We start from the raw sequence: 20,535 nt of genomic DNA on the forward strand, positions 1-20,535 counted from the left end.
AGGCTGCCGTCGTCACCTGACGGCAGCCTGACAGCCGCGGACCATCCCGCCCCGGCCGTGCCCCCGGAGCGACCGGGCCTCAGCCGGCCCCGTCGCGGCGCCGCAGCGGCGCCGCCATCGCGTGGTACCCGCCGTCGACGTGGAGGATCTCCCCGGTGACCGCGCGGGCGAGGTCGGAGAAGAGGAAGCAGACGGTGTCGGCCACCTGGTCGACGTCGTGCGGGTCCCAGGGCAGCGGGGCACGTTCGGCCCAGGCGTCGAGCAGGTCCTCGAAGCCGGGGATGCCGCCGGCCGCCCGGGTGTGGATCGGTCCGGCCGCCACGAGGTTCGCGCGGATACCGAGGCGCCCCAGGTCGCGGGCGAGGTAGCGGTTCAATGACTCCAGCCCGGCCTTGCAGACCCCCATCCAGTTGTAGACCGACCACGCGCCGGTGGCGTCGAAGTCCAGCCCGACCAGGCTGGCGCCGGAGGCGGGCGCGAGCCGTTGGAGGATCCGGGCGGTCTCGGCGTAGGACACCGTGCTGGTGCGGAAGGCCTTCTCCAGGCCTACGGGGTCGACCCCGACCATGTCGCCGGACAGCGCGGCCCGCGGGGCGAACGCGATCGCGTGCAGCGCGGCGTCGAGGTGACCGACGCGGACCCGGATCGCCTCGACCACGGCGTCGACGGCCTCCGGATCGGTGGCGTCATAGGGCAGCACGTCGTCGACGCCGAGCGACGCCGCTGCGGACCGCGCCTTCTCCAGGTCCCGCTCGAGCCCGGTGAGGACCACGCGCGCCCCCTGCGCGAGCGCGCGGCGGGCCACGCCGTAGGCGATGCTCCCGGTGGTGACGACGCCGGTCACCAGGATCGTGCGACCCTCCAGCAGCTGCGTCGTCATCACGCCACCAGCCCGGCCAGGTGGTGGTAGAGCGGGATGCCCACCACGATGTTGAACGGGAAGGTGAACCCCAGGGCCATCGTGAGGTACCGCGAGGGCAGCGACTCGGGGATCGCGACCCGGGCGATCGCCGGCACCACGATGTAGGAGCCGCTGGCGGCCAGGACCATCAGCAGGGTGAGGTCGCCGAGGCCCAGACCGGCGAGGGCGCCGAGGGTCAGGGCGAGGGCGGCGCCCACCAGCGGCGTCACGAGCGCGAAGCCGGCGAGGAACGGCGTGATCGCCCGCACCTCGCGCAGCTGGCGCGCCACGACCAGGCCGAGGTCGAGCAGGAAGAAGGCCAGCAGCCCCTTGAACAGGTCGACCACGAACGGGGACATCGCCTCCGCGCCCGCCGAGCCGGAGGCCGCGCCGACCACCAGCGAGCCCACCAGCAGCACGAAGGTGCCCTCGGTGAACGCGGTGCGCAGCAGGGCGCCGATCCGCGGTGGCGTGGTCGGAGTCTCGACGGAGAGCGGGCCCGCGGCCGTCGGGGTGGACGTCGCCACGCCTCCGACGCCCGCCGCGACCGGCTCCCGGGTGACCACGACGCGCCGGCTCCGCGCCCGGTTCGCGAGCACGACCGCCAGCACGATCGCGGGGGTCTCCATCACCACCAGGGCGACCGTCATGTGCCCGCCGACGGCCTCGCCGCGCGCGCTGAGGAACTGCGAGGCGGCGACGAAGGTCACCGCGCTCACCGACCCGTAGGTGGCCGCGATGGCGGCGGCGTCCGCGGCCGGCACCCGACCGCGCAGCACCCGGTAGCCCAGGGTGGGGATGGTCAGTGACAGCACCAGGGCGAGGCCGAGCACGACGACGCCCTCGGCGGTGACCCCGCTGGCCGCCAGGGCCTGGCCCCCCTTGAAGCCGATGGCCATGAGCAGGTAGAGCGAGAGGAACCGGGTGACCGGCGCCGGGATCTCGAGGGTGGAGCGGACCGCGCCGGCGACGAGGCCGAGCACGAAGAACAGGATCACCGGATCGGTGAGGGTGCTGAGAGCGTCGGTGGTCACCGCTCCTCCTTCGGGGATGTCCGCGCGAGAGCGGAAGTCGATTGCCCGCACGAAAATACAGGCAATGAACTTCCGGTGTCATGCGCCGCGGAGGAAGGTGAGCGAGGTCATAGCCGGCCGGGTGACGCCGGATCAGGCCAGCTCGACCTCGACCGTCACGACGTCACCGACCTCCAGGCCCTCCGCGCGCCGCACGGCCCGCTTGAGCGGCAGCGCGTAGCCCTCGGCGGAGGGGAAGACCGAGGTGCGCCAGGTCGTGGCACCGATCGTGACCACCACCGGCACCGAGCCGAAGCCGGTGCGCGGACCGGCGAGGTCGCGGACGTCCTCACCCATCTCGGCGGGCAGGGTGAGGAAGACCCACGCGTCGGGACGGTCCTCGCGCCACGCCCAGAGTTCGGCCTGCGCCACCCATCCCATGCGGCGAGGATGCCAGGCTCAGAAGCGACGGGGGAGTGCCCCGGTGAGGTGGGCCAGCACGGCGGGGTCCACCAGCCCGATCGGCAGCACGGTGATCACCGTCGGCCGCGGGAACCGACGCTCGCGGCGCAGCAGCACGACGTCGTCGCACACCCGGTGGGCGTCGAAGGTCGCCCAGGCGATCCCGCTGCTGTGCCCGGCCCGGAGGATCCGACAGCCCTCGGCGTCGCCGACCAGCGCGACGTGTCGCCCGCGTGGGAACCGGGACCCGATGCGCGCGTCCGCGGTCACCACCTCGGCCACGGTCGTGGTGACCGCGCTGCCGCCGCAGACCAGCGCGGTGATCGCGATCGCCTCCGGTGAGCCGATCAGCGCCGCCACCACGATCGGCACCAGGCAGCACAGCCACCAGCCCAGGACGTCCTCGGAGCCGAGGGCCAGTCGGCGCGCGGTGCGCGCGAGCAGCCGGGCGATCGGCGGGGTGATCTGCAGCGACGTCGTGGCGCCGGCCGGCCCCGCGGCGGCGTCGGTGTGGCCGGTGTGGTCGGTGTGGCCGGTGTGGTCGGTGTGGTCGGTGAGCATCTCCTCCAGCTCGGCGTCGGTGAACGTCTCCGCCGGCACCACGAAGCGCGGCGGCGCGCCCTCGGCGCCCGCGGTGGGGCCGAGGGCCAGGAGCAGCAGGCTCCGCCACCGGACGGCGTCCTCGAGCGCTCCGGGAGGTAGCCGCACGGTGCCGGTGACGTCGGTGAGCAGCAGCTCGCCCTCGGGGCTGCGCCGCACCTCCAGCCGCTGGCCGACGTCGAGACCGGCGCGCATCGTCCGCCCCTGCGCGTACCACCACCACGCGAGCGGCAGCGCCGGTCCGAGCGCCGCGAGCGCGATCCAGGGCCAGCCCTGCGCGAGCGCGCCGGCCGTGCCGAGCGCGACCGCGGCGGCGTACGTCACCCGCAGGCCGCGCGTCGACAGCGCGCGGTCGAGGACGGCGTCGCGGCGCAGCCGGTGGTGACGGGCGCGGTCGACGACGATGCCGCGCAGCAGCCGGCCCTCGGGGGCGCGCCCGATCGCGGGTGCGTGGTCCATCGTCGCCCTCCTCCGGCCGCGGTCGGGGCGAGGCTAGGACCCGCGGATGAACATCGGGTGTCCTGCCGGCCCGGACCGCGGCCGGCCCTCAGAAGGTGGAGTACAGCTCCTCGCCCGCTCGGCGCTCGGGCAGTGCGGCGAGGTGCTCGCCGGGCACCTGCAGCGGGATGCCCGGCGGGTAGGCGATGACGTACCGACCTCCCAGCACGCTCTCGGGCGCCGCCGACCCGCCGCAGACCGCCTGGAGGCCCTCGGCGAGCACGTCGACCTGCTCGGGGGTGACGCCGACGTGCACGGTGAACAGCAGCGTCGGGCCGTCCTGGCGGGAGACGAACACGCCGTACTCGTCGAACAGCTCGCGCCGCACCTCGTGGGCGCGCTCGGGGCTGCCGAGGTGCAGGTGCACCTTCATCGGGTCCACCTGGTAGGCCCCGCCCCCGCCGCGCAGCGGCTCGTGCACGGCGAGGCCGGGGGTCGCGTGCCCCAGGTCGCGGATGCGGTCGGCCAGGATCAGCGCCCGGTCCACCAGCCGCTCGCCCTCGGCGACGGCGTGGGCGCGGGCGACGTCGAGGCTGGCGACGATCGGCAGCGACGGGCTGGTGGTGTGCACCCGGTAGACCGCGGCGTGCACGTCCGCGCGCAGCGACTCCGGACCCACGACGTGCAGGTAGGAGCCCTGGCGCAGCGCCAGCATCGACTTGTGCGCCGACTGGGTGACCAGGAACGACGCCGGCCAGTCCGGGTGGTCGTCCAGGGCCTCGCGGATGCACGGCACCGCCGCGTTGCGCCGCAGGACCGGGTGGAAGGCGTGGATCGCGGTCCAGGCCTCGTCCACCAGCACCCGGCAGCCCGCGGTGGCGGTGAGCTCGTGCAACGCCGCCAGGAAGCGGCGCATCTGCACCAGCGCCCCGTCGTAGGCCGACACCCCGATCACGACGACGTCGAACGGCGCGCCCTCGGCCGCCGCGCGCCGCAGCGCGGTGATGACGCCGTGCTCGGCGTCGTCGGGTGCGGTGGCGGCGTGGGTCACCTCGGCGCCGAGCCGGTCCAGGGCGTAGTGCACCGACTGGTGGGTCGAGCGGTCGACCAGCACGCGCGCCCCCTGCACGCGCAGGGCCTCGAGTGCGATCTGGTTGGCCCCGGTCGTGCCGGTGGTGACGTAGTGGGTCTCGTCGGCCCCGAAGGCCTCCGCGGTGAGCCGGCGGGTGCGGGCCAGGGTGCGGTGGGCGCGGAAGAAGGAGTCCAGCTCGGGGGAGCCCAGCGTCATCTGGGTGGCCAGCAGCTCGGTGCCGAACAGGCGCAGCGTCTGCCGGGCGTGGCGGGAGTCCTCGGGGTCGGGCGCGTGGGCCAGGGAGCCGATCGGGAGGGCGTGGAAGTTGGCGATGCCGGCGCTGGCGTGGCGCTCCAGGGCATCGGCGTACGGGGTCTCGGTGAGGCGGCGGCGTTGCGCGGTGGTCCACATGGGCGGCTCTCCTGGATGAGGCGCACGACGTCGGCGTCGTGCGGTGACGGGGGTCGCCGGACCGCGGGTGCCCGAGACCCGCCTCCACGGTGCGCGCGGTCGCGGCGGCCGGGATAGGGCGTGGATCACACCGCGGGGTAAATATTTCGTAAGTGCAGCGATCAAGATGACTTCGGTGCCCGGTGTCGGAGGTCGCGGCTACGGTCGCGCCGTGATGCCACCCCGCGTCGACCCGCCCCCACCGGCCGTCCCCTCCGGCGCCGAACCCTTCCGGGGCCTCGATGCCACCGTGGTGGACTTCTGGCGCTACGCCGCCGGCGACCTGCGCTCCAACACCCTGCGCGGCGTGCTCGCCGAGTGGCTGGTGGCCCGCGCGCTCGGGGTGCTCGCCCCGATGCCCGACTGGCACGACCACGACGTCCTCACCCCCGCCGGCGTCCGGGTCGAGGTGAAGGCCAGCGCCTTCCTGCAGTCCTGGGCGCAGGCGGAACGCACGCGCGTCGTGTTCACCGGTCTGCGGAGACGCACCTGGGTCCCCGTCGCCGGACGCAGCCGGGAGGCGACCTTCAACGCCGACGTGGACGTGCTGTGCCTCCAGGCAGCGCAGGAGCACGACGCCTACGACCCGCTCGACGTGGGCCAGTGGGAGTTCCACGTGCTCGACCGCGCCACGGTCGTCGGGCGGGGGCAGGGCTCGTTGGGCCTGGCCACGGTGCGCACCCTCGCGGCGCCCGTGGGCTACGACGCCCTCGCAGCGGCGGTGGAGGCCGCCGCCGGCCGTGGCGTCCCGGGGTAGGTTCACCCCCGTGCGTCGAGGAGAACCGGCGGTCGACCTGCCCCTCGTGGCGTGCCTGGGGGACAGCATCACCCGGGGCAACGCCAGCGCGGACTACGTGCGGATCCTCGCGCGGCGCCACCGCGGTCGGGCCCGCTTCCACAACGGCGGTGTCAACGGCGACCTCGCCCACCACCTGGCGCAGCGGCTCGACCCCGTCCTCGCACTGCGGCCCGACGTCGTGACGGTGCTGATCGGCACCAACGACGTCAACGCCCACCTCGACGAGGCCTGGCGGGCCCGCTACGCGCGGACCCTGCCGCCGGGATCCGAACCCACCCTGGCGTGGTACGCCGAGCACCTCGACCTGATCCTGCAGCGACTCACCGCGGCCACCGGGACGCGGGTCGCCGTGCTGACGCTCCCCCCGATCGGGGAGGACCTCACCAGCCGGATGAACGACCTGGTGCGCGCGTACAACGCCGCGCTGGTCGACGTCTCCGCCCGCCACGGTGTGCCCGTGCTGCCGCTGCACGAGCGGCTCGTCGCGCTCCTGCCCGCGCAGGCGCGACCACCGGCCTACGAGGGCAGCGTGCCGGCGATCATGACCGCCGTGGCCCAGCACCTGCTGCTGCGCCGGTCGTGGGACGCCATCGCCCGCCGGCGCGGCCTGACCCTGCTGACCGACCACCTGCACCTCGGCGACACCGCCGCCGCGGTGATCGCCGACCTGGTCGGCGGGTTCGCGCTCGGGGACGACACGACGCCCTGAGACGGCCCTGAGACCGCCCCGAGGCCGCCCGAGACTGCCCCCGGGACCGAGCGGTGCGGGGTTGACTCGGACCCTCCGCGCATCCTGGGGACCGTTCCCGACGCGGCCCTCCGAGGCCCGTCACGCCGCCCTCCGGAAGGTTCCCCGCTTGAAGCTCAACGCCCTGCTCGACGTCACCCTGGTCGCCCACGAGACCGAGGACGAGGTCTCGGTCCTGCTCGAGATCGAGGCGCCCGCCGCGCCCACCGACACGGGGCGCCCGCCGGCGTCGTTCCAGGTCGTGCTCGACCGGTCGGGGTCGATGGCCGGGGCCCCGCTGGCCGGGGCGCAGCAGGCGCTGATCGACCTGGTGCGGCGCCTCGACCCCGCGGACGACTTCGGGCTGGTCACCTTCGACGACGCTGCCCAGGTGGTGGTGCCCACGGGGCCCCTCACCGACAAGGACGCGGTCGTCGCCGCGATCCGGTCGGTGGTGCCGGGGGGCACCACCGACCTCTCGGCCGGCTACCTGCGCGGCCTGCGCGAGCTCCGTCGCGCCCTGGCCGCGCGCGGGGCCGGCACGGGTGGCACCGTGCTCGTCGTCTCCGACGGCCACGTCAACGCCGGGGTGCGCGACGTCGCCACGCTCGCGGCGGTCACCGCGCAGGCCTACGGCGAGCGCATCGTGACCTCCACCCTCGGCTACGGTCGCGGCTACGACGAGACCCTGCTGGCCGCCCTGGCGCGGTCGGGGTCGGGCAACCACGTCTACGCCGCCGACCCCGACGCCGCCGGCGCGGCGATCGCCGGCGAGGTCGACGGCCTGCTCGCCAAGGTCGCCCAGGGAGTGGCGCTCACCGTGGCCCTCGAGCCGAGCGTGGAGGTGCTCCGGCTGTTCAACGACCTGCCGGTGCACACGCTCGAGCCGGGGCGCGTGATGATCGAGCTGGGAGACCTCTACGCCGCCGAGCGCCGCAAGCTGCTGCTCACCCTGCGCGTGCCGGCCCTGGCGGGCCTCGGGCTGGCGCGGGTCGCGACCCTGGAGCTGGCCCACGTCGAGCTGCCGGCGCTCATCGAGCACACCGTCACACTGCCGATCGCCGTCAACGTCGTGCCCGGCGACCAGGCGGCGGGCCGCGTGCCCGACCCCGTCGTCACCTCCGAGAAGCTGTTCCAGCTGGCCCAGGACGTGAAGCGGCAGGCCTCGGAGGCCTTCGAGCGCGGCGAGTTCGCCCGGGGGCAGCAGCTGATCGACCGGACCAGGAAGGACCTCGACGACGCCGCCGCGGCGGCCGGGTCCGCCCCGGAGGCGCTGCGCGCCCCGCTGCAGGCCGAGATCGCCGCCGAGATCGGGGAGGTCGAGAAGATGGCCCGGCTGGGAGAGATCAGCGGTCCGGCCGGAGCGCCGGTGATGTCGAAGCTGACGCGGGAGTCCTACCACCGCGCCAACCGCAAGCGCGGTCGCGCCCCGGCGCCGGAGGCCACCGACGCCCCGGAGCAGGACGATCGCTGAGACCGTGCGGGCGGTCGCCACGCCGACCTCCGCGCTGCCGGTCGCCGCGGATCCGATCAGGCAGGATGGGCGCGGAATCGGGAGCGCGGTGCTTCCGAGCGGCCCCGCCGGGCCGACGACGGGGAGGTGCCGTGCCGCCAGGGCGTGATCCGGTCAAGGCGATGGCGCGGCTCGCGCGCCTCCTGCGGCTCCTGCACGACCGTGGTCGCAGCGGCGTGTCGGCCACCGACCTCATCCGGGTCGCCGGCTACGGCGGTGCGGCGGAGAGCGGTCCCGACCAGCTCAGCGCCGACCTGCGCAACCTGCGGCGCAGCGGGTGGCAGATCGACAACGTGGCGCCGCCGGGGGCCGACGCGCGCTACCGGCTGGTCAGCGTCGACAACCGGCTGCGGGTCACCCTCACCGACCGGCAGCGCGCCGCGCTGCAGCGGGCCCTGATCCTGGTGGAGCGCGACGACCTGGCCGCTCGTCTCGGCGTCGCTCCCGCGAGCCTGCCGCCCGGCATCGGCGTCGACGTGCTCCCGCACCGCGCCAGCGACGCGCTCTCGCGCTGCCACCAGGCCGTGCGCGCGGCGAGCCGCATCCGGTTCGTCTACAAGGGCACGCCCCGCGTGGTGCACCCGGGCTCGGTGCGCTTCCAGAACTACCAGTGGTACCTCAGCGGCCTCGAGGAGGGCGGGGAGCAGGTGAAGCACTTCATCGTCGCCGACATGCACGACGTCGCGCTCGACGAGCCCGGCACGGCGCGCCGGGTGCCCGGCGTGGGCCGGATCCCGCTGCACCCGCTGCGCTGGGAGATCGACCCGCCCACCACCGTCACGCTCACCACGACCCCCGAGCACGTCGAGGACGTCGTGCGCTGGCTGATGGCGCCCGCCGGCGCCGACGACATCGTGGAGGTCGACGGGGTGGTGAGGATGCGTTACGTCATCACCCACCTGGCCGCCTTCCGGGCCCGGCTGCACATCCTCGGCCCGCGCGTGCGGCTCGAGGGCGACGGCGAGGGCGAGCGGCTCGTGCGCGAGCAGCTGATCGCCGACCTGCGCACGATGGTGGGGCTCTGATGGCCGGCACCCCGCTGTTCCTGCAGCGGCTCGCGCGCATCCCCGAGGTGATCGCCTTCCTCGCCGACTACCCCGCCGGGCTCCCCGTGGAGGTGGTCGCCGAGCGGTTCGGCACCGCGGCCGAGGACCTGGAGCGCGACCTCGAGACCTACCTCGAGCTCGACTCGTGGGGCTGGGCCGAGGACGTCTTCCACCGGCCCGCCCTGGAGTTCGACCGCGGCGAGGCGCCCGACGATCCCGACGATGCCGACGATCCCGACCAGCACCCCGAGGACGCGGGCGGGACGCCGGGGCCCCGGCCGGCGAGGCCGACCCTGCGGCTGCTGCCCGACGGGAACGTCGGTCTGGGCGTGGAACCCCTCTCCGCCGGCGACCTCTCGCTGATCTACACCGCCGGCATGGCGCTGCTCGAGATCGACGCCGCCGACGAGGAGCTGGCCGGGGCGCTCGGGGTGATCGCCGAGACGATGTACGGCGCACCCGCGATGGTGCCGCGCGCCGGATCCTGGACCGAGCGGCTGCGGCTGCTGCAGGACGCCCAGGAGCAGCGGCGTCGCGCGGTGATCGTGTACTCCAACGCGTGGAGTCCCACGGTGCGCGAGCGGACGATCGAGCCGCTGCGCCTGGTGCAGACCCGGCGCGGCTGGGAGGTCGACGCCGGCCCGGTGGGCCCGGAGGGCAACCTGCGCACCTACCTGCTCTCGCACGTGCGCTCGGTCGAGCTGCTGGACGAGACCTTCACCCCGCCGACGAACGCCGAGACACTGCTCGAGCGGCAGCGCGCCACCACCGCCGTGCGCATGACCATCGCCCAGGACGCCCGCTGGGCGGCCCGGCAGTTCGCCGAGCGCACCACGCCGGTCACCGAGGACGACACGACCGTGACCCTGGACCTCGACCTGCTGCCGCCGGTGGGGGAGCGGGTCGCGCTGATCATGCTCGCCAGCGGTCCCGCGACGACGGTGTCCCCGGGCAGCGTGATGCCGGCGGCCTCGGCCCACCTCGAGCGGCTGCTCGCCCACCACGAAGGCACGAGCCCGGCGTAACCGACGTCACCCCGGCGTCGTTCACCCCGCGTGACCACCGGCGCCCGCTCCGTCCCCCGCTCCCGTGCCCTCCGGGGCCCCGTCGGTCCGGCGGGGCTGGCGGGCCTGGCCGTGGTCGTCGGGCTCCTGGCGCCGGCGGCACCCTCCGTCGGTGCGGCGGACCGTGTCGGCGGGTCCGACCCGGGTGGGGCCCGCCGGGCCGTCGTCACCGACCTGCGCGGCGTGTCGACGCCGCCGCGCGCGGTGCGGCCCGGCCCGGACCTGCTCCACGCCGACCCCGTGGTGGCACCGCCGTTGCAGAACCGCGGCGTGTGGCGGGCCGAGCCGATCCTCATCTCGGGGGCCGAGGCCTACCGCGACGGCGAGTTCCTCGCCCAGGACTGGCTGCAGGACGACCACGGCGCCCGCGGCGTGCCGGACCCGACCTCGCCCTACGACACCGAGAGCCACACGTTCTCGCCCGCGCTGGGCAGCTACACCTACCCGACCGACCCCGCGTTCGCGGCCAACGGCGCCGACCTCGTGGAGTTCCGGGTGCGTCCGCTGGAGCGGGCCACCGCGTTCCGGATCACCCTCAACACCCTGCGCGCCCCGGAGCGCACGGCGGTGACGGTGGCCCTGGGGAGCGCCGACGCGCCGGTCCCCTGGCCCCACGGTGCGGGTGTCCGGTCGCCGGCGGCGCTGTTCCTCACCTGGCACGGTCAGGTGGCCGAGCTGCGCGACGCCGCGGGCCGCGCGCTGACCCCGCGGCCGGGAGTGCAGGTGGACCTGCGGCGCAACCAGGTCACGCTCACGGTCCCGCACGCCGCGTGGGACCCCGGCCGCGCCACCGTGCGCACCACCGTCGGCGCCGGCCTGTGGGACCCGGCGGCCGGCACCTACCTCGCGCCCTCGCCGCTGCCGGCGACCCGCACCACCCCGGGCGGCGGCAGCCCGCTCGGGGCCGCGATCGTCAACGTGATGCCGCGGCCCGACGAGCCGCTACCGCTCCTCGCCGGCGCGACCCTCGCCGACACCGCCGCGGGGGCGGCGGCGACCTCGGCCTTCTGGCGCGAGCGGCAGCAGGCGCTGCAGCTCGCGCTCGGTGACGTGTCCCCGTTCGCGGCCCGCATCGACTTCGGGGCCCTGCGCGACGGCGCCGACGACGAGAGCAGGGTCCCGCGGCAGGGACCGATGGACCGGATCCTGTCCAGCCGCTTCGGCTTCGGCGAGGGGCTGGCGCCCGGCGTCACCTGCTTCTCCCTGACCCAGGGCGCACTCGCCGTGGGCGACGCCGCCCCCTCCCGCGACTGCCGGGGCTCGGTGGTCGGCCGGCTCCAGTCCTACGGCCTCTACGTGCCCCGCGGTCGGGCGCCGCGGGCCGGCTGGGGTCTCACGCTGCTGCCGCACTCGCTCTCGGCCAACTACAACCAGTACCTCGGCACCCGCAACCAGCGGCAGCTGGGGGAGCGGGCCGGCGGCTCGGTGGTGGTGACGCCGGGCGGGCGGGGGCCGGACGGCTTCAGCACCGGCGCGGCCGAGGCCGACCTGTTCGAGGTCTGGGCCGACGTCGCCCGCCACTATCCCCTCGACCCGACCTGGACCGCGGTCACCGGCTACTCCATGGGCGGGTTCAGCACCTACCGGATGCTGGCGCGCTGGCCCGACCTGTTCGGGCGGGGCTTCTCCGTGGTCGGTGCGCCGGGCTCGGTCGCCGACCAGCTGGTCTCGCTGCGCCACAACCCGCTGATGGCGTGGAACGCCGGCGCCGACGAGCTGGTGACGATCACGACGTCGCGCGAGGCGGTGGCCGGGCTGCAGGCGGCCGGGGTGCCCTTCACCCAGTGGACCTTCCCGGTGGCCGACCACCTGACCCTGGCCGCGAACGACGAGTACGGCCCCGGCGTGGCCTTCCTCGGGGACGCCCGCGTGCCGCGCGACCCCCGCCACCTCACCTACGTCGTCGACGCGCGCGAGGACACCCGCTTCGGCGACATCCGGGCCGACCACGTGTGGTGGCTCTCGGGTCTGCGCGCGCGTCGCCTCGACCGCCCCGGCCTGATCGACGCGCGTTCGCTCGCCTCCCGCACCGGCGACCCGGTGGTGCGTGCCACGGCGCCGGGCGCCGGGGTGCTGGTCGGGGGGCAGGAGCCGCTGCCCTACCTCACCGAGGGCCAGGAGTACGGACCTGCGCCGCGCACGACGCCGCGCGACGTGCTCGTGCTGCGCCTGGCCGGGCTGCGCCGGGCGGTCGTGGACCCCGGCCGTGCGGGGCTCACCTGCGACGCGGCGGTGCGCGGCACCACCGACGTGCGTGCGGTGATCGTGTTCGCCGGCTGCGGCCGGCGGGTGGTGCTCACCCCGCGGGACTGACCCGCTGACGGCCGCGGAGGCTCACGCCAGGGCGGCCCGCACCGCCTCCGCCACCGGCACCGTGCCACCCACGAGGTCCCACTGCGCCGCGGCGCTGGCCGGCTCGTCGAGCACGGCCGCCAGCACGGCGGCGACGTCGGCGCGGGTGACGTCGCCGCGCCCCACCTCGGTGCCGAGCTCGACCCGGCCGGTGGGCGGATCGTCGGTGAGGCGGCCGGGCCGCAGGATCGTCCAGGCCAGGTCGCTGGCCCGCAGCGCGGCGTCGGCGTCGCGCTTGGCCTCCACGTAGGCGCGCCACACGGGGGTCGTCCCGTCCGGCACGGGCGCGTCGACCCCGATCGCGGAGACCTGGACGAACCGCGCGACGCCCGCTGCTCGGGCGCCCTCGATCGACTTCAGGGCGCCCTCGAGGTCGACGGTGCGCTTGCGGTCGACGTCGCCGTCGGGGCCGCCGCCGGCGGCGAACACCACGGCGTCGGCCCCGGCGAAGGCGGCCGCGAAGGCGGCGGCGTCCTCGCCCTCGATGTCGAGCAGCCGCACCTGCGCGCCGAGCGCCTCGAGGTCGGCGCGGTAGGCCTCCCGGCGCACGAGCGCGAGCGGGGTGTGGCCGCGCTCGCGCAGCAGGGGGTGGAGGTGTCGGGCCACCTGTCCGTGGCCCCCGACGACGGCGATCGTGCTCATCCGGCCACGCTAGCGCGGCGCCGATGCGCGGCGCGGCGCGGGCGCGGACCCGCGGGGTCCCCCCTGCATCGAGGGGGCCTGAGCGATCGTTCAGCCCGGATCGCGTCGCCACGCGGGGGAGGGGGTGGCGCGAAGTGGGACTTTCTCCGATCGGGGTCTCAGGTCCGTGACCTCGGGGGGCCTTCCATCGATACCCCGGGTGATACTTCATGACGCCTGACTCGCAGCTGACTCGCAGCTGGGCGGTCTCCCCAGGCACCCTCCCCCTCCCACCGGGCCCCGGCCCAGCATCTCGAACGGATCCGCATGTCCTCCTTGGCAGTTCCCCGCGCCCGGCAGCGACGATCTCGCTCCTGGCTGGCGCGCGTCAGCGCCGCCCTCGTCGTCACCGCCGGCGTCACCGTGCTCGCACCCGGCGCGCCCGCGCAGGCCGAGACCCGACCGGTCATCACCAGCGTCTCCGACGTGGTGGCCCAGGACCCGAAGGAGGAGGGCACCGGCCCCACCTTCGTGATCAACGGCTACGGGTTCGGCAACACCCCGCCGACCATCACCGAGAGCCCGACCTTCGAGGGCTCCGCGGGCGTCGGCGACTCCGCGCTCGGCGTGTGGGCGAACACGGCCAACCTGCACATCGAGGACGAGGGCACCTTCGCCACCGACGACATCGGCTTCTACCACCCCGACGCCGACGTGAACTCGTGCTACCTCACGATCGGCAAGTGGACCGACACCCAGATCATCGTGATGCTCGATGACGCAGACGTGTTCGGTGCGTGCAGCGCTATCGACGACGACGACGCCATGCGCGTCATGGTGTGGTCCACCGACGACGGCGGTCGCTACGGCGTGAGCCCCGACTCCGGCTGGTTCGACGTCGGCGACGTCGTGCCGCTGGGCTTCCGCGCCACCGTGGACGCCGTGAGCCCGGCCAACGGCCCGGTCGGCGGCGGCACCTTCCGCTCCGACGGCACCATCGACCCCCAGGGCACCATCACGGTGCACGGCGACCGGTTCGACCAGGCGACGGTGGTGTGGTTCGGCGACGGCGGCTACAGCGGGGGCATCGCGGTCGCGCGCTGCGGGAGCGGCCAGGACCCGGCCACCTCGGACTGCTTCACCTCGACCAACAACGCCATCACGGTGCGACCGCCCCGGGCCTCGGCGAACGAGGCCAAGGGCGTCTACATGAGCATCGCCACCGAAGGCGGCACGTCCCACCTGGACTGCTCCACGGTCTACACCTGCGACGGCGGCGTCTACTACTACCAGAGCCCCTCGGAGGTGCTCGGGTCGATCAACGAGGACATCGACCTCGCCTACCCCAACACCACCTTCGGTGTGGAGGGCGCGGTGGACCTCGGCGAGTCGACCTGCCCCGGCAGCGCGCCGTCGGGCCTGAACGAGATCACCTACTCGATCACCGCCACCTCCTCGGCCGGCAAGCTCAACATCAAGGCCGACCCCTACACCTCGACCAACACCGGCCTGGACCTGCTGTCCTCGATGTACGTGCCGACGGTGCTGACGATCTCCGAGGCCGTCGAGCTCGACGTGACCCTCGAGGGCTCGATCTCCGGCTGCGTCGCGATCCCGTTGCTCGGCGGCAAGTTCGGCGGTGACGGCGCCAACCTCAGCGGCGGCCTGTTCATGATGATCGGCGGCAACCTCAAGGGCTCCTACACCTACCACGTGGTCATCAACCGCGGCACGGTCGAGCTCGTGGCGGGCTACGTGCCCGGCGGCGTGGCCGGGGCGGACATCCTCAAGGAGGACTGCGTCGACGAGGACGACGAGCCCGCGCCCTGCCTGGAGACCTCGCACGAGTTCACCGCCTCGGGCAACGTCATCTTCTCCCCGCTCTGGCTCGACCTGAGCGCCGAGCTGGGCCCGTTCACCTTCGCCGCCGGCGCCGGCATCTCGCTGGCCGGCACCGTGCAGGCCAGCACCGACCCGGCCAACAGCGGCTACGAGATCTGCTACGGCGGCACCTACGTCTTCAAGGCCGAGCTCGACGCCGACATCGCGACCTTCCTGGTCGAGAACGCCGGCGCGTTCTGGGGCCCCTTCCACCTCGCCGGCAACAACCCGGCGCTGTGCGCCCTGGGTGAGATCGAGGAGGACCTGAGTCCCACCGAGGTCGGCCTGGAGGCCGGTGAGCCGGAGTACGACAGCGAGGGCAGCACGATCGTCTACTCGGCGAGCGTCGATCCCGGCGAGGCCGAGGGCACCTTCGACTTCTACTCCAACGGCGAGAAGATCGCGGACTGCGCCGCGGTCGAGATCGTCGACGGCGCCGCGACCTGCTCGGTGTCCTACGACGGCACCGGCAAGTTCAAGATCGAGGTCGTCTACAGCGGTGACCGCACCCACCTGGCCGGTTCGGCGAGCCTGGACCAGACGGTCACCCGCCTGGACCAGGTCATCACCTTCGCCCTGCCGGACACCGGTGTGGTCGGCACCCGGGAGCCGCTCACCGCCACCGGCGGCGACTCCGGTGAGGACGTCGTCTACTCGGTGCCCAGCACCTCCGTCGGCGTCTGCCGCCTGGCCTACGACGACGAGGGTGCGCCGCAGATCTCCTTCACCAACGTGGGTGTCTGCAGCGTGGTCGCCAAGCAGGGCGGCAACGGCGGCTACAAGGCGGCCACGCCCGTCACCGAGACCGTGACCGTGTCCAAGGGCTCGCAGAGCATCACGTTCACCCCGCCGACCGGCGTGGTGACCGGGGGCAGCACGGTGCTCGACGCCCTCGCCGAGACCACGCCCGCCTACGACGTCGCCCCGGCCAGCGCCGAGGTGTGCGAGCTGGTCGAGGACGGCGACGCGACCGCCCTGGTCTACCTCGCTGCCGGCGTGTGCACCCTGGAGATCACGGCCCCCGAGGACGCCCGCTTCACCGGTGCCTCGCAGGCCTACGACGTCACCGTCGGCGAGGCCCCGACCACCACCACGGTGTCGGTGGACGAGGACGGGCTGCGGGCCGAGGTCGCCCCGCTGGCCCCGACCGCGGCCGGCGGCGACCTGCCGACCTCGGACGCGATCGCGCCGCTGACCGGTGAGGTGCGCTTCACCGTCGACGGCACCGAGGAGTACCTCGCCACCCTCGAGGACGGCGTCGCCACGGTCGAGCTGGACCTGGCCGGCGACGGCGAGCACGTCGTCGAGGCCGAGTACCTGGAGGAGTCGGACCCGAACTACGCGGCCTCCGACGACTCCACCGACCGCTCGGCGCCGCTGATCGAGAGCACGCTCACCAGCGCGCGACCGATCTCGGCCTCCGGCTGGTACCTGTCGCCGGTGACCATCACCACCACCTGCACCGCCACGACGGCCCCGCTGTCCACCGACTGCCCCGCCCCCCTCACCCTGAGCGCGACCAAGGTCTACCCCGACCTGGTGCGCACGGTGGAGGCGAGCGACGGCGGTGTGGGCACCGAGATCATCCGGGGCCTGCAGATCGACCTGGTGGGTCCGCGCGTGAACTTCGTGGTGCGCAACAAGGCCGACGAGCCGGTCCGCGTGCGGGTGCGCGACCAGGGCTCGGGGGTCGAGACCGCCGAGACCACGGTCACCCGGGTGAAGATCCGCAAGAAGCGGTTCGTCGACGTCTACAAGACCGTGGCGACCGACGTCGCGGGCAACACGACGATCACCCGGTTCCGCTACAAGGTGCCGGCCACCCGCTGACGCCCCGGTCGTGATCGACGACGCCGCGGCGGAGGCCCTCGTGCCCCCGCCGCGGCGTCGTCGTCCCGGCCCTCCCCGGCCCCTCCCGGCCCACCGCCGCGGTCCGGCGGCGACCCCTCGCCGCGCCGGTCCGCCACCCCAGGAACGGACTGTCATGGCGCTGCTGCCCTCCCGCCCCTCCGCCCGCCGCCGACCGGGCGCGCGGATCGCGGTCCCGCTCGTCCTCACCGCGCTGGCCGCCCCGCTGGCGGTCCTCACCCCGGCCGCCCCGGCCGCGGCCGTCACGACGCCGGTGATCACGAGCGTGTCCGACGTCGTGGCCCAGGACCCGAAGGAGGAGGGCACCGGCCCCACCTTCGTGATCAACGGTCGCGGCTTCGGCGACACCCCGCCGACCATCACCGAGAGCCCGGTGTTCGAGGGGTCGGCCGACGTCGGCGACTCCGCCCTGGGGGTGTGGGCGAACACGGCCAACCTGCACATCGAGGACGAGGGCACCTTCGCCACCGACGACATCGGCTTCTACCACCCCGACGCCGACGTCAACTCCTGCTACCTCACGATCGGCAAGTGGACCGACACCCAGATCATCGTGATGCTCGATGACGCCGACGTGTTCGGTGCGTGCAGCGCGATCGACGACGACGACGACATGCGCGTCATGGTGTGGTCCACCGACGACGGCGGCGGGTACGGCACCAGCCCCGACTCCGGCTGGTTCGACGTCGGCGACGTCGTGCCCCTGGGCGATCGCGCGCGCGTGGACGCCGTGAGCCCGGCCAACGGCCCGGTCGGCGGCGGCACGTTCAACGACGACGGCACGACCCACGTCGACGGCACGATCACCGTCACCGGCGACCGGTTCGACGAGGCGTCGGTGGTGTGGTTCGGCGACGGCGGCTACAGCGGGGGCATTGCGGTCGCGCGGTGCGCGGCGGGCCAGAGCCCGGCCACCGACCCGTGCTTCAGCAGCTCGCGCAACGACGAGCTGGTCGTGCGCCCGCCGGCCGCCTCGGCGGACGAGGCCAAGGGCGTCTACCTGAGCATCGCCACCCCGGGCGGCACCTCGCACCTGGACTGCGCCACGGTCTACACCTGCGACGGCGGGGTGTACTACTACCAGAGCCCCTCGGTGATCGGTGACATCGACGAGGACTTCGACCTCGGATACCCCAACTTCTCGATCGGCTACAAGGGCAGCATCGACCTGGGGGAGTCCAGCTGTCCCAAGAGCGCGCCCGCCGGCGGCGGTGACAAGCTGACCTACAGCGTCTCGGCGAAGCTGGCCTCGGGCAAGGTCAACGTCAAGGGCACGCCCTACACCTCCACCAACACCGGTCTCGACATCGTCTCCTCGCTCTACATGCCGACGGTGCTGACGATCAAGGAGGCCATCAAGCTCGACATCACCCTCGAGGGCAAGATCACCGGCTGCGCGGCGATCCCGCTGCTGGGCGGCACCTTCGCCGGGTTCACCGGGGGCCTGTTCATGATGATCGGCGGCAGCCTCGAGGGCTCCTACACCTTCCGCGTGACGGTCAACAAGGGCACGATCACGATGGCCACCGGCTACGTCCCGGGCGGCGTCCTCGGAGCCGAGGTGCTCGCCGAGAACTGCGTGAACAAGTCCGGCAAGCCCGCGCCGTGCGTGGAGACCACCCACGAGTACGACACCTCGGGCACCGTCTACTTCTCCCCGCTCTACCTCGACCTGAGCGCCAAGTTCGGTCCCTTCAGCTTCTCGGCCAACGCCGGGGTCAGCCTGGCCGCCACCGTGCGCGACAGCTCCAACCCGGCCAAGAACGGCTACGAGATCTGCTACGGCGGCACCTACAACATCAAGGCCAAGCTCGACGCCGAGGTCGCGAAGTTCGACTACAAGGCCTCCGGTGCCTTCTGGGGGCCGTTCCACCTGGCCGGCAACAACCCCGCGATCTGTCCGCTCGGTCCGATCGTGACCCCGCTGGCCACCACCTCGGTGGCGGTCACGGCCGGGTCGCCCACCCACGACGCCACCGGAACCACCGTCACCTACCGGGCGGCGGTGACACCCTCCGACGTCGCGGGCACGGTGGACTTCACCCAGTCCAAGGTGCCGGTGGCCAGCTGTGCCGGCGTGCCCGTGGTCGACGGCGTCGCCACCTGCACGATGCGCTACCCGGGCACCGCCGAGGTGACCGTGGACGCCACCTACAGCGGCGACAAGACCCACCTGGGCAACGTCGGCAGCATCAAGCGCACCATCGAGCGTGGCGCGCAGGCCATCGACTTCCCGCTGCCCGCCACCGGCGCGCTCGGGGCCACCCCGCTGCTCACCGCCACCGGTGGCGGCTCGGGGGAACAGGTGACCTTCGCGGTCTCCGAGGCCTCCGCGGCGGTGTGCGGTCTGGTCACCGACGACGCCGGCGCGCTGCGCCTGGAGTACCGCGCCCTCGGCGCCTGCGAGGTGACGGCCCGCCAGGCCGGCAACCTGGGCTACCTGCCGGCCGCACCGGTCACGCGCACCGTGACGGTCGGTAAGGGCGAGCAGCAGCTCGTCCTCACCGCGCCCGCCGGCGGCACCCCGGGCAGCAGCGCGGCGCTGAGCGCCACCGCGAGCACGACCCCGTCCTTCGCGGTCGACCCGGCCTCCGCGGCGGTGTGCGCGGTCGAGGAGGCCGACGGCGCCCCGGTGCTGGCCTACCTGGCCGTGGGCGCGTGCGACCTGGTCGTCTCGGCGCCGGAGGACGCGACGCACCAGGCCGTGAGCCGCACCCTGCGGATCCCGGTCACCACCGCCGCCACGACCCTCGAGGCGACGCTGGGCCAGAAGGGGCTGACCGCCACCGTCACGCCGATCGCCCCGACCGGACCCGGCGCGCTGTCGCGCCGCTCGGCGCAGGCCGCCCCGATCGGCGGTCAGGTGCGCTTCCTGCTCGACGGCACCGAGGAGTACCTCGCCACGGTGCGGGACGGGGTGGCGCGGGTGAGCCTGCCGATCGCCGACGGCGAGGAGCACGTCGTCGAGGCCACCTACGTCGGCGACGCGAACTACGGCGGCTCCGCCGACTCCACCTCCCGGTCGAACCCGCTGGTCGTCAGCACGCTCACCAGCGCGCGGCCCGTCTCGGCCTCGGGGTGGTACCGGACGCCGGTGACGATCACGACGACCTGCACCGCCACCTCGGCGCCGCTGGCCGCGCCGTGCCCGTCGCCGACCACGCTGTCCCGCTCGCGGGCCTACCCGGACCTGGTGCGCACGGTGCGGGCCACCGACGGCGGCGTGGGCACCGAGGTGCTGCGCGGCCTGCGGGTCGACGTCGACGCGCCGCGGGTGCGCTACGTCCTCCGGTTGGAGGACCCGGTGCCGGTGCGGGTCCGGGTCGACGACCGGGGCTCGGGGCTGGCCGACACCGACACCACCGTCACGCGGGTGCGGTTCCGCAGCCGCCTCATCGACGTCTACGTCACCCGGGCGGTCGACGTCGCCGGCAACGTGACGGTGGAGAAGTACCGCCACCGGCTGCCCCGCTCGGCGGAGTGAGGGGGGCGCGGGCCCCGGCCCGCGCCGACCCTGACGTGCCACGGCCCCGGCCGGGCCGGTCCCGGCCGCAGCAGTTCGTTGATGCGCGACGCCGCCTGTGCGACGGCCCAGGCGTCGACCCAGACAAGACGCCCGTCCAGCGACAGCCGGCCTTCCGACAGGACGATCGCGCGGTCCTCCCCCAGCAACTTGCGCAGCCGGTGCAGCGTCGTGGTGTCTGGGCGGGGCGCGGAGTCGCCGTCG

At 74.3% G+C, this 20,535-nt stretch carries 15 protein-coding genes; 8 read left to right on the plus strand and 7 right to left on the minus strand.

Going from position 1 to position 20,535, the window contains the following annotated elements:
• Positions 1-79 precede the first annotated feature (79 nt).
• The 5 genes from ACERUJ_RS02385 to ACERUJ_RS02405 form a co-directional block, all read right to left on the minus strand.
• Positions 80-880, minus strand: coding sequence for an SDR family oxidoreductase (locus tag ACERUJ_RS02385; RefSeq protein WP_370246837.1), 801 nt, complete (start codon positions 878-880; stop codon positions 80-82).
• Complete coding sequence (locus ACERUJ_RS02390; RefSeq protein ID WP_370246838.1) at positions 880-1,935, minus strand: sodium-dependent bicarbonate transport family permease; 1,056 nt, start codon at positions 1,933-1,935, stop codon at positions 880-882. The genes ACERUJ_RS02385 and ACERUJ_RS02390 overlap by 1 nt, the downstream gene beginning before the upstream one ends.
• A gap of 132 nt (positions 1,936-2,067) precedes the next feature.
• Positions 2,068-2,355, minus strand: coding sequence for a DUF1905 domain-containing protein (locus ACERUJ_RS02395; RefSeq protein WP_370246839.1), 288 nt, complete (start codon positions 2,353-2,355; stop codon positions 2,068-2,070).
• 18 nt (positions 2,356-2,373) lie between these two features.
• Positions 2,374-3,435: a hypothetical protein gene (locus ACERUJ_RS02400; RefSeq protein WP_370246840.1), complete on the minus strand. Its 1,062-nt coding sequence runs from the start codon at positions 3,433-3,435 to the stop codon at positions 2,374-2,376.
• Between the two features lie 88 nt (positions 3,436-3,523).
• Entirely contained in the window at positions 3,524-4,897 is a 1,374-nt protein-coding gene (locus tag ACERUJ_RS02405) for an aminotransferase class I/II-fold pyridoxal phosphate-dependent enzyme (RefSeq protein WP_370246841.1), read from the minus strand.
• Positions 4,898-5,108: 211 nt separating this feature from the next.
• Here ACERUJ_RS02405 and ACERUJ_RS02410 point away from each other — a divergent pair, with 211 nt between their 5' ends.
• Together ACERUJ_RS02410 and ACERUJ_RS02415 are read left to right on the plus strand one after the other, a co-directional pair.
• Entirely contained in the window at positions 5,109-5,693 is a 585-nt protein-coding gene (locus ACERUJ_RS02410) for a hypothetical protein (RefSeq protein WP_370246842.1), read from the plus strand.
• 10 nt (positions 5,694-5,703) lie between these two features.
• A complete protein-coding gene (locus ACERUJ_RS02415) occupies positions 5,704-6,444 on the plus strand; it encodes an SGNH/GDSL hydrolase family protein (RefSeq protein ID WP_370246843.1) in 741 nt (246 codons plus the stop codon).
• A gap of 120 nt (positions 6,445-6,564) precedes the next feature.
• Here the strand turns inward: ACERUJ_RS02415 and ACERUJ_RS02420 are convergent, their stop codons facing one another.
• Positions 6,565-6,834: a putative ATP-grasp-modified RiPP gene (locus ACERUJ_RS02420; RefSeq protein WP_370246844.1), complete on the minus strand. Its 270-nt coding sequence runs from the start codon at positions 6,832-6,834 to the stop codon at positions 6,565-6,567.
• On the opposite strand from ACERUJ_RS02420, the gene ACERUJ_RS02425 reads away from it, so the two are divergent.
• The 4 genes from ACERUJ_RS02425 to ACERUJ_RS02440 all read left to right on the plus strand — a co-directional run bounded on the left by ACERUJ_RS02425 (position 6,725) and on the right by ACERUJ_RS02440 (position 12,398).
• Entirely contained in the window at positions 6,725-7,936 is a 1,212-nt protein-coding gene (locus ACERUJ_RS02425; RefSeq protein ID WP_370246845.1) for a VWA domain-containing protein, read from the plus strand. The genes ACERUJ_RS02420 and ACERUJ_RS02425 overlap by 110 nt on opposite strands.
• Before the next feature lie 161 nt (positions 7,937-8,097).
• Positions 8,098-9,000, plus strand: coding sequence for a WYL domain-containing protein (locus ACERUJ_RS02430; protein WP_370246846.1), 903 nt, complete (start codon positions 8,098-8,100; stop codon positions 8,998-9,000).
• A complete protein-coding gene (locus ACERUJ_RS02435) occupies positions 9,000-10,046 on the plus strand; it encodes a helix-turn-helix transcriptional regulator (RefSeq protein ID WP_370246847.1) in 1,047 nt (348 codons plus the stop codon). The genes ACERUJ_RS02430 and ACERUJ_RS02435 overlap by 1 nt, the downstream gene beginning before the upstream one ends.
• Before the next feature lie 222 nt (positions 10,047-10,268).
• Positions 10,269-12,398, plus strand: a complete 2,130-nt coding sequence (locus tag ACERUJ_RS02440; protein WP_370246848.1) for a hypothetical protein — start codon at positions 10,269-10,271, stop codon at positions 12,396-12,398.
• A gap of 21 nt (positions 12,399-12,419) precedes the next feature.
• Here ACERUJ_RS02440 and ACERUJ_RS02445 read toward each other — a convergent pair whose 3' ends face one another.
• Positions 12,420-13,079: an NAD(P)H-binding protein gene (locus ACERUJ_RS02445; protein ID WP_370246849.1), complete on the minus strand. Its 660-nt coding sequence runs from the start codon at positions 13,077-13,079 to the stop codon at positions 12,420-12,422.
• A gap of 315 nt (positions 13,080-13,394) precedes the next feature.
• Here ACERUJ_RS02445 and ACERUJ_RS02450 point away from each other — a divergent pair, with 315 nt between their 5' ends.
• Both ACERUJ_RS02450 and ACERUJ_RS02455 read left to right on the plus strand, forming a co-directional pair.
• A complete protein-coding gene (locus tag ACERUJ_RS02450) occupies positions 13,395-16,769 on the plus strand; it encodes an Ig-like domain-containing protein (protein WP_370246850.1) in 3,375 nt (1,124 codons plus the stop codon).
• A 154-nt stretch (positions 16,770-16,923) separates the two neighbouring features.
• The gene (locus ACERUJ_RS02455; protein ID WP_370246851.1) at positions 16,924-20,292 is read left to right on the plus strand and encodes an Ig-like domain-containing protein; all 3,369 of its coding nucleotides are present in this window, start codon (positions 16,924-16,926) and stop codon (positions 20,290-20,292) included.
• Positions 20,293-20,535: the final 243 nt, after the last annotated feature.

Origin of the sequence: Nocardioides sp., assembly GCF_964228225.1 — a bacterium.
Taxonomy (GTDB): domain Bacteria; phylum Actinomycetota; class Actinomycetes; order Propionibacteriales; family Nocardioidaceae; genus Nocardioides.